The sequence below is a fragment of the Micromonospora sp. D75 genome, assembly GCF_018070405.1.
GTDB lineage: Bacteria > Actinomycetota > Actinomycetes > Mycobacteriales > Micromonosporaceae > Micromonospora > Micromonospora chalcea.
Window position 1 is genome coordinate 1 of record NZ_JAGPXV010000296.1, and the last position, 7,170, is coordinate 7,170.

The 7,170-nt window shown below is 76.1% G+C and carries 7 protein-coding genes and 1 pseudogene; all 8 read left to right on the top strand.

From position 1 onward, the window contains the following. A partial coding sequence (locus KBX39_RS18220; RefSeq protein WP_210871661.1) for an acyl carrier protein occupies nucleotides 1-1,213 on the top strand: 1,213 nt, incomplete at its 5' end. Continuing rightward, nucleotides 1,210-2,178, top strand: a pseudogene (locus tag KBX39_RS18225) (class I adenylate-forming enzyme family protein); the annotation flags it as partial. The gene KBX39_RS18220 and the pseudogene KBX39_RS18225, both read left to right, overlap by 4 nt. Nucleotides 2,179-2,362: 184 nt before the next feature. Then, complete coding sequence (locus KBX39_RS33405) at nucleotides 2,363-2,572, top strand: hypothetical protein (RefSeq protein ID WP_312247455.1); 210 nt, start codon at nucleotides 2,363-2,365, stop codon at nucleotides 2,570-2,572. Continuing rightward, on the top strand, nucleotides 2,565-3,812 hold the full coding sequence (locus KBX39_RS18230) for a type III PLP-dependent enzyme (RefSeq protein WP_210871663.1): 1,248 nt from the start codon (nucleotides 2,565-2,567) through the stop codon (nucleotides 3,810-3,812). Before KBX39_RS33405 ends, KBX39_RS18230 begins: the two co-directional genes overlap by 8 nt. Nucleotides 3,813-3,816: 4 nt before the next feature. Continuing rightward, nucleotides 3,817-4,071, top strand: coding sequence for a phosphopantetheine-binding protein (locus tag KBX39_RS18235; RefSeq protein ID WP_064445644.1), 255 nt, complete (start codon nucleotides 3,817-3,819; stop codon nucleotides 4,069-4,071). Then, complete coding sequence (locus tag KBX39_RS18240) at nucleotides 4,068-5,228, top strand: acyl-CoA dehydrogenase family protein (RefSeq protein WP_210871665.1); 1,161 nt, start codon at nucleotides 4,068-4,070, stop codon at nucleotides 5,226-5,228. The genes KBX39_RS18235 and KBX39_RS18240 overlap by 4 nt, the downstream gene beginning before the upstream one ends. Then, a complete protein-coding gene (locus tag KBX39_RS18245) occupies nucleotides 5,221-6,333 on the top strand; it encodes an acyl-CoA dehydrogenase family protein (protein ID WP_113972934.1) in 1,113 nt (370 codons plus the stop codon). The genes KBX39_RS18240 and KBX39_RS18245 overlap by 8 nt, the downstream gene beginning before the upstream one ends. A gap of 65 nt (nucleotides 6,334-6,398) precedes the next feature. Then, nucleotides 6,399-7,170: AMP-binding protein (locus KBX39_RS18250; RefSeq protein WP_210871667.1), on the top strand; the 772-nt coding region annotated here is incomplete at its 3' end.

The following is a 7,170-nucleotide window of genomic DNA, read 5'->3' on the forward strand; positions in this document are numbered from 1 at the left end:
GCCGAGCACGGATCCGGTGTGGACGCCGATCCTGACCGGTCTGCACGCGACCGCGCTGGACTGTCTCCAGACGAGCTTCGCTCTGCTCGCCGACTACGCGAACGGGTCCGGCAGCCATCTCGCCCTCGGCGCCCGGTACGGGTTCCGCACCCGGGATCAGGACGCTCTGATCTCCGTCGAGGCGACCTCGGACGACCGGGCCGCCGAAGCGGTCGACCTGCTGGGCCTGCGCGTCGAGGGCCGGTGGATGCAGCTCGACGGCCCGCAGGTCCGCCGCCTGTGCGCGCCCGGCCAGCCGCTCTACGTCACCGCCGACGCGTACGACCTGCCGTGGTGTCCCTACCACGGGCACGAGCACATGCGGCACAGCTTCCTCGCCACCGAGGCCGGGCCGGATCAGGTCACAGTGGTCGACGCGTACCACAACGACACCGCCTGGGGCCCCGCGCGGCCCGGCGTGTGGCGGCTGCCCACCGCCGCGTTCGACGCGGCGCTGGCCGGCGGCGCGCACACGCTGGCGGTGACAGCGCACCCGGCGCCGGCGATCGACGTGCCCGCCATGCTCGCCGGCAACGCCGCCCGGGCTCGCCGGGCCCGCCCGGAGATCGCCCGCTACCTGGACCGCACCGGCGCCGCCCTGGACACCGTGTCCGGGCTGCACCGCTTCGTGCTCGACGTCTGGCTGTTGGCCCGCGCCCGCGACCTGCACGAACGCTGGCTCGCGGCGGTCGCGCCGGAGGCCGCCGCCGCGCTGGCCGGGCAGGCCGCGCGCTGGCAGCAGCTCGCCACGCGCAGCTACGTGGCGCTGCGACGGGCCCAGGCGGGCCGGCCGGCCGCGCCGGAACTGGCGGACGCGCTCGGCGAGCTGATCTCCGACCACCTCGACGCGCTGGAGTCGATCGCCGAACCGGCCGCCACGCCCGGCCACGACGCCGTGCCGCCCGCGCCGGACCCGGCAGGTGGAGAGGGCGTACGCGCCGCGGTGCTCGGCGCGCTCGGCGAAACCCTGGACCTGGACGGCTCGACGCTGCGCACCACCGACGTGCTCCGGGAGCTTCCCGGCTTCGACTCGTTCCGGCTGGTGGACGTCATCGACCGGGTCGAGCGGCGGCTCGGCGTCGAGGTTCCGGCCACCGCGCTCTCCGCGGCCGACCTGCGCGACGTCGGCTCCCTGTGCGCCATGTTCGGCGCCGCCACCGGAGGTGCCCGATGAGTGCCGAACTGCTGCACGACCTGCTGGACCGCACCGCCGGCGCGCGCCCCGACGCGCCCGCCGCCGGGGACGGGACCGTCGAGCGCACGTACCGTCAGGTGCGGGCCGACAGTCTGCGCCTGGCCGGCTGGCTGCGCGGGCAGGGCGTCCGGCGCGGCGACCGGGTGCTGGTGGCGCTGCCCGCCGACGCGACGCTGCCGGCGCTGCTGTACGCGGTCGCCCGTACCGGCGCGGTCTTCGTCGTTCTCCGGACGCCGGCCCCCGAGGTCGCCCTCGCCCACGTGCTGGACGACGCCGAACCGGTCCTGGTCCTCACCGACGACCCGGTCCTGACCGGCCTGTCCCGCGCCCGCGGCGTCCCGGTGCGAGGCGCGGCCGAGGCGCGGCACGCCGCGTCCGCCACGGCGATCGGCGACGCGCCCACCGGCCCGGCCCCGCTCGCCGTCGACCCGGTCTGCCTGATCTACACCTCCGGCAGCACCGGCATGCCGAAGGCCGTGGTCTCCACGCACGCCCAGGTCACGTTCGCCGTCCGGGCGATCCAGTCGGAGCTGCGCTACCGGCCCGACGACGTGGTGCACGTCCTGCTGCCGCCGTCGTTCGACTACGGCCTCTACCAGATCTTCCTCAGCACCGTCGCCGGCGCCCGGCTGCGCCTGGGCGACAGCGCGGAGACCGGTGGCCGCCTGCTGGTGAGCCTGGTCGAGTCCGGCGCCACGGTGCTGCCCTGCGTGCCGTCGCTGGCGATCAACCTGCTGCGGCTGCTCGGCCGGGCGGGCGCGCCGCGCCCGCCGCTGCGCCTGCTCACCAACACCGGCGCCGCCATGCCCCCGGAGGTGCTGGCCGGCCTGCGCCGGCTGCTGCCCGGCCTGAGCGTCCAGCTCATGTTCGGCCTCACCGAGTGCAAACGCGCGGCGATCATGCCGCCGGACGCCGACCTGCGCCGGCCCGGCGCCTGCGGGCGGGCGCTGCCCGGCACCGAGATCTTCACAGTGGCTGCACACCGGCGACCACGGCCACGTGGACGACGACGGGTACGTCCACTTCGCCGGCCGGCGCGCCGACGACTCCAAGGAGAAGGGCCCCCGGGTCAGCGCCACCGAGGTGGAGGCCGCGGCGTACCGGGTCGACGGCGTGGCCGCGGCCGGGGTGCTGCCGCCGGCCGACGGCCACGACGGCGCGACGCTGTTCGTGGTGGCCGCGCTCACCCCCGCCGACGTGCTGCGCCGGCTACGGGAGCAGCTGGAGGAGATGAAGGTGCCGGCGCGCTGCGTCGTGCTGCCCGACCTGCCGCTCACCGGCAACGGCAAGGTGGACCGGCGGGCGCTGGCCCGGCTGGCGGGTGAGCACAATGGCTGACCTGCCCTTCGACACCCCGGCCTACCGCTACGACCTGGCCCGGGTACGCGCCAGCCACGCCGCCCTGGTCGCTGCGCTGCCCGCGCCGAGCCGGCTGTTCTACTCGCTCAAGGCCAACCCGCACCCGGCACTGGTCGCGGCGCTGCACACCGCCGGCTGCGACGCGGAGATCTGCTCGCCGGGCGAGCTGGCCGCGGCGCTGCGGGCCGGCGTGCCGGGTGACCGCATGCTCTACACCGGACCGGGCAAGCGCGACGCCGAGGTGACCGAGGCGGTGCGTGCCGGGGTCCGCTGGTTCTCCGTCGACTCTCCCGAGGGCCTGGACCAGGCCGACCGGATCGCCGCCGCGCACGGCGTCGAACTGCGCTGCCTGCTGCGGGTCAACGACCGGGTGCCCAACCCGGGTCAGGGGCTCACCATGACCGGCGTCGCGTCCCAGTTCGGCGCCGACGCCGACTGGATCGAGCGGGAACCGCACCGGTTCCGCTCCCGCCCGTCGGCCCCGGTACGCGGGTTCCACCTCTACACCGGCAGCAACGTCGACTCGGTGGACGCGCTGGTGTCCCAGTTCACCGCCGCGGCGCGTACCGCCCGGCGGTTGCGGGACCTGCTCGGCATCGACCTGACCCTGCTCGACCTCGGCGGCGGCTTCGGCGCGCCGTTCGCCCGGCCCGGCCACAACGCGGACCTGACCGGCCTCGCCGACCGGGTCGGCCCGGCCCTGGACGGGCTCTTCCCCGGCTGGCGCGACGGCGCGCCCGCGGTGGCCTTCGAGTCGGGACGGTTCCTCACCGCCACCGCCGGCACGCTGCTGACCCGGGTGCTGGACGTCAAGCGGTCGCAGGGCACGCCGGTGGTGGTGCTGGAGTCCGGCATCAACCACCTCGGCGGGATGTCCGGCCTGCGCCGGCTGCCGCCGCTCGTGCCCGCCCTGCACGCCGCTGACGACCGCGACGGCGCGCCACTGGAGGCCGCGATCGTCGCCGGGCCGCTGTGCACGCCGCTGGACACCTGGGCCCGAGCCGCGAGCCTGCCCGACGTACGGCCCGGCGACGTGCTCGCCGTGCCGAACGTCGGGGCGTACGGGCTCTCGGCGAGCCTGCTGGCCTTCCTCGGCCACCCGGCGCCGGTCGAGGTCGTCTGCGACGGCGACCGCGTCGTCGAGACGTCCCGGCTGACCCTGACACGGCACCCGGTCGACGCGCCGGGAGCCACTGACGAACCACGAGAAGAAAGGTGACGTCATGAACACCGAATTCACCGAGCTGCTCCGGCCGTTCCTCAAGTTCGCCGGCAAGGAGGAGATCACCGAGGACGCCCGGCTGCGCGACCTGGGCCTGGACTCCATGCGCGAGATCGAGCTGCTGTTCGCCATCGAGGAGACGTTCGGGGTCGCCGTGCCCGACGACAAGCTGGTCGACTCCACGTTCGCCACCGCTGGCGGGCTGTGGGGCGTGGTCGAGGAGCTGCGCACACCGGTCGGTGGTGGTTCCCGATGACGGCCGTCGCCGGGTACGCCCCGGCCGTCGAGACCGTCGCCGAGATCGCGGCGGAGCACGCCCGGGAGGCCGACGAGACCGCAGCCTTCCCCACCGAGGCGCTGGCCGCCATGCGCCGTACCGGGCTGCTGGGGCTGCTGGTCCCGGTCGCCGAGGGCGGCGCCGGCGGGACCCTGCCGGATCTGGTCGACGTCACGCTGGCACTGGGCCGGGTGGACATGTCGGTGGCGATGGTCTTCGCCATGCACTGCCAGCAGGTCGCCGCGATCACCGCGTACGGCGGGGAGAAGCTGCGCGCCGAGGTGCTGCCGTCGGTGGCCCGGGGCGAGCGGTATCTCGGCTCGGTCACCACCGAGGCCGGCAAGGGCGGTCACCTGCTGACCGCCGAGTCGGCGCTGGAGCACGACGGCGAGATGCTGCGCGTCGACCGGCAGGCCCCGATCGTCACCGGCGGCCCGTACGCGGACGCCTTCCTGATCACCACCCGCGCCCCGGGCGCCGGCTCGGCGGCCCAGGTGGACCTGGTCTACGCCGACCGGGACCAGGTGGAGGTCGAGGTCACCGGCGGGTGGCGCCCGCTGGGCATGCGGGCCACGCACAGCGTCCCGATGCGGCTGCGCGGCGCGGTGCCGCAGTGGCAGGTGATCGGCGAACACGGCGGGTTCCGGGAGATCGCCACCACTGTCTTCGCGCCGCTGGCGCACGTCGGCTGGGCGGCGGCCTGGATCGGGGCGGCGGCCGGCGCGTACGCCCGGGTGCTGCGGCACGCCCGCAGCGAGGCGGGACGGCGGCAGTTCGCCCCCTCCTCCGAGCTGGTGCTGCTGCGGCTGGCCGGGATCCGGGCCCGGCTGGACGCGGCGCACGCGCTGCTGCGGCACACCGTCTCGGTGGTCACCGACGCGCCGGACATGTCGGCGGCGCCGGTGCAACTGCTGCTCAACACGCTGAAGATCCGCGCGGCCGAGGAGTCCTTCGCCGCCGCGCACGAACTGGTCGAGCTGGCGGGCCTGCGCCACGGCTACCTGACCGACTCGCCGCTGGCGCTGGAGCGCACGTTCCGGGATCTGCGCTCGGCCTCGCTGAACTACGCGAACGACCGGCTGCGCCTGGCGAACGGGGCGCTGTCACTGCGCGACCCGGGGGTGCGTCTTGCCTGAGCCGAGGGCGACACCGACGTCGGCCGGGGACCACGCCGCCCCGGCGGGCGCCGCGCTGTCCGGCGTGGACCCCACCGACCCGGGTGCGGTGTGGCGCGCGCTGGGCGCCGCCGGGACCATCGAGGCGCTCTACGCCGACGGCGTCCAGCCCGACCCCCGGCGGCTGTCGGCCCTGCTCACCGAGCTGGACGCCCGGTGCCCGCTCGGCGTGACGCTGTCGGTCTGCGTCCAGGTCGCCACGGTGCTGCCGCTGCTGGCCGGCGCGACCGGGCCGGCCGAGCGCGCGCGACGCGGGATGCTGCGCGGCGAGACCGTGGTGGCGCTGGCCGTCACCGACGCCGCCGGGTCGGGATCGGACCTGCTCGACGCCACGACCCGGGTGAAGCTGGGCGACGACGGCGCCGTCCTGGACGGTGGCAAGGACTGGATCACCAACGCGACGAGCTGCGACGCGGCGCTGGTGCTGGCCCGGCACCGCGAGGCGCGGCACTTCACCAGCTTCTGCTGGGTGCTGGCGCCGGCCGACGCGCCCGGCGTGACAGTCGGATCCGCCGGCCGGGCGTTCGCCGGGTCCGGCGTGGGCCACCTGCGCTTCGCCGGCGTGGCGCTGGCCCCGGACGCCGTACTGGGCCGCCCCGGCCGGGCGCTGGCCGGGTTCGCCCGGCAGGTCGGCGTCGAACGGGTCGCCGGGGCACTGTGGGCCCGGGCCATGTGCCACCGGATGCTGGCGGGCCTGCGCGACTGGCTGCGGCGCCGGCCGGCCGGGGCGGGCACGCTGTGGGACCGCCCGGCCGTCCGCGAGCGGTACGCCCGGTGCCTGGTCGCCACGCACCAGCTCGACGCGCTGTGCGCGCCGCTGCTGGACGCGCCGGCGGCCGTCCCGTCCGCGGTCACCGGGATGCTGCTCAAGGTCAGCGCCGCCGAGACCGTGGACCGGGTCGCCGCCGAGGCGGTGCGCCTGCGCGGCGCGGACGCGTTCCGCGACGGCGGGGAGGCGCAGCTGCGCACCGAGGCGGCCATGTTCGGCATCGCCGGTGGAGCAACCGGAGCGATGCTCGCCGGCATCGCCGACCACGCCGACGAGCTGGCCGGCGCGGTGACCTGAGGGCGTCCCGCGCCCGGTGGCGGCGGGACGCCGATCGACGACAGCACAGCGAAGGGAGCTACGCCGTGAGTCTCTACCAGTGGTTCGAGCGAACCGCGGCACGGGTGCCGGAGGCGGTCGCGCTGGAGGTCGGCGGGGAGCCGGTGACCTACCGCCGGCTGCGCGACCTCGCCGACGGCCTCGCCGGCCGGATCCACACCGAGGTGGGCCGACGCCCGCGCGCGGTCGGCCTGCTGGCCGCCCGCAGCCTGCCCGCGTACGCCGGTTATCTGGCCGCGCTGCGCGCCGGAGCGGTGGTGGTGCCGCTCAACCCGGCCTTCCCACCGGCCCGCACCGCCCGGCTGTGCCGGGACGCGGGGGTGGACGCGCTGGTGGTCGACGACGCCGGCGCCGCGACGGCGGCGCAGGTCGCGGGCGACGCCGTGACCGTACGCCTCGACGGCGCGCCGGGCGTCCCGCCGCCGGCCGCCCCGGTGGCGCCGGACGACGTGGCGTACCTGCTGTTCACCTCCGGCTCGACCGGGCGACCCAAGGGCGTGCCGATCCGGCACCGCAACGTCGACGCGTTCCTCACGTGCTGCCGGGACCGCTACCCGGTCGGCCCGGGCGACCGGCTGTCGCAGACCTTCGACCTGACCTTCGACCCGTCCGTCTTCGACATGTTCGTCGCCTGGGGCGGCGGCGCCACGCTCGTGGTGCCGCAGCCCGACGAGGTGCTGACGCCGGTGCGGTTCGTCAACGAACGACGGATCACACACTGGTTCTCGGTGCCCTCGGTGGTCTCGCTGGCCCGCCGGATGCGGATGCTCTCCCCCGGCGCCATGCCGGGTCTGCGGC

Coding starts and splice junctions, on each gene's coding strand:
- KBX39_RS18230 (WP_210871663.1), top strand. CDS start 2,565: ATGGCTGACCTGCCCTTCGACACCCCGGCCTACCGCTACGACCTGGCC.
- KBX39_RS18235 (WP_064445644.1), top strand. CDS start 3,817: ATGAACACCGAATTCACCGAGCTGCTCCGGCCGTTCCTCAAGTTCGCC.
- KBX39_RS18240 (WP_210871665.1), top strand. CDS start 4,068: ATGACGGCCGTCGCCGGGTACGCCCCGGCCGTCGAGACCGTCGCCGAG.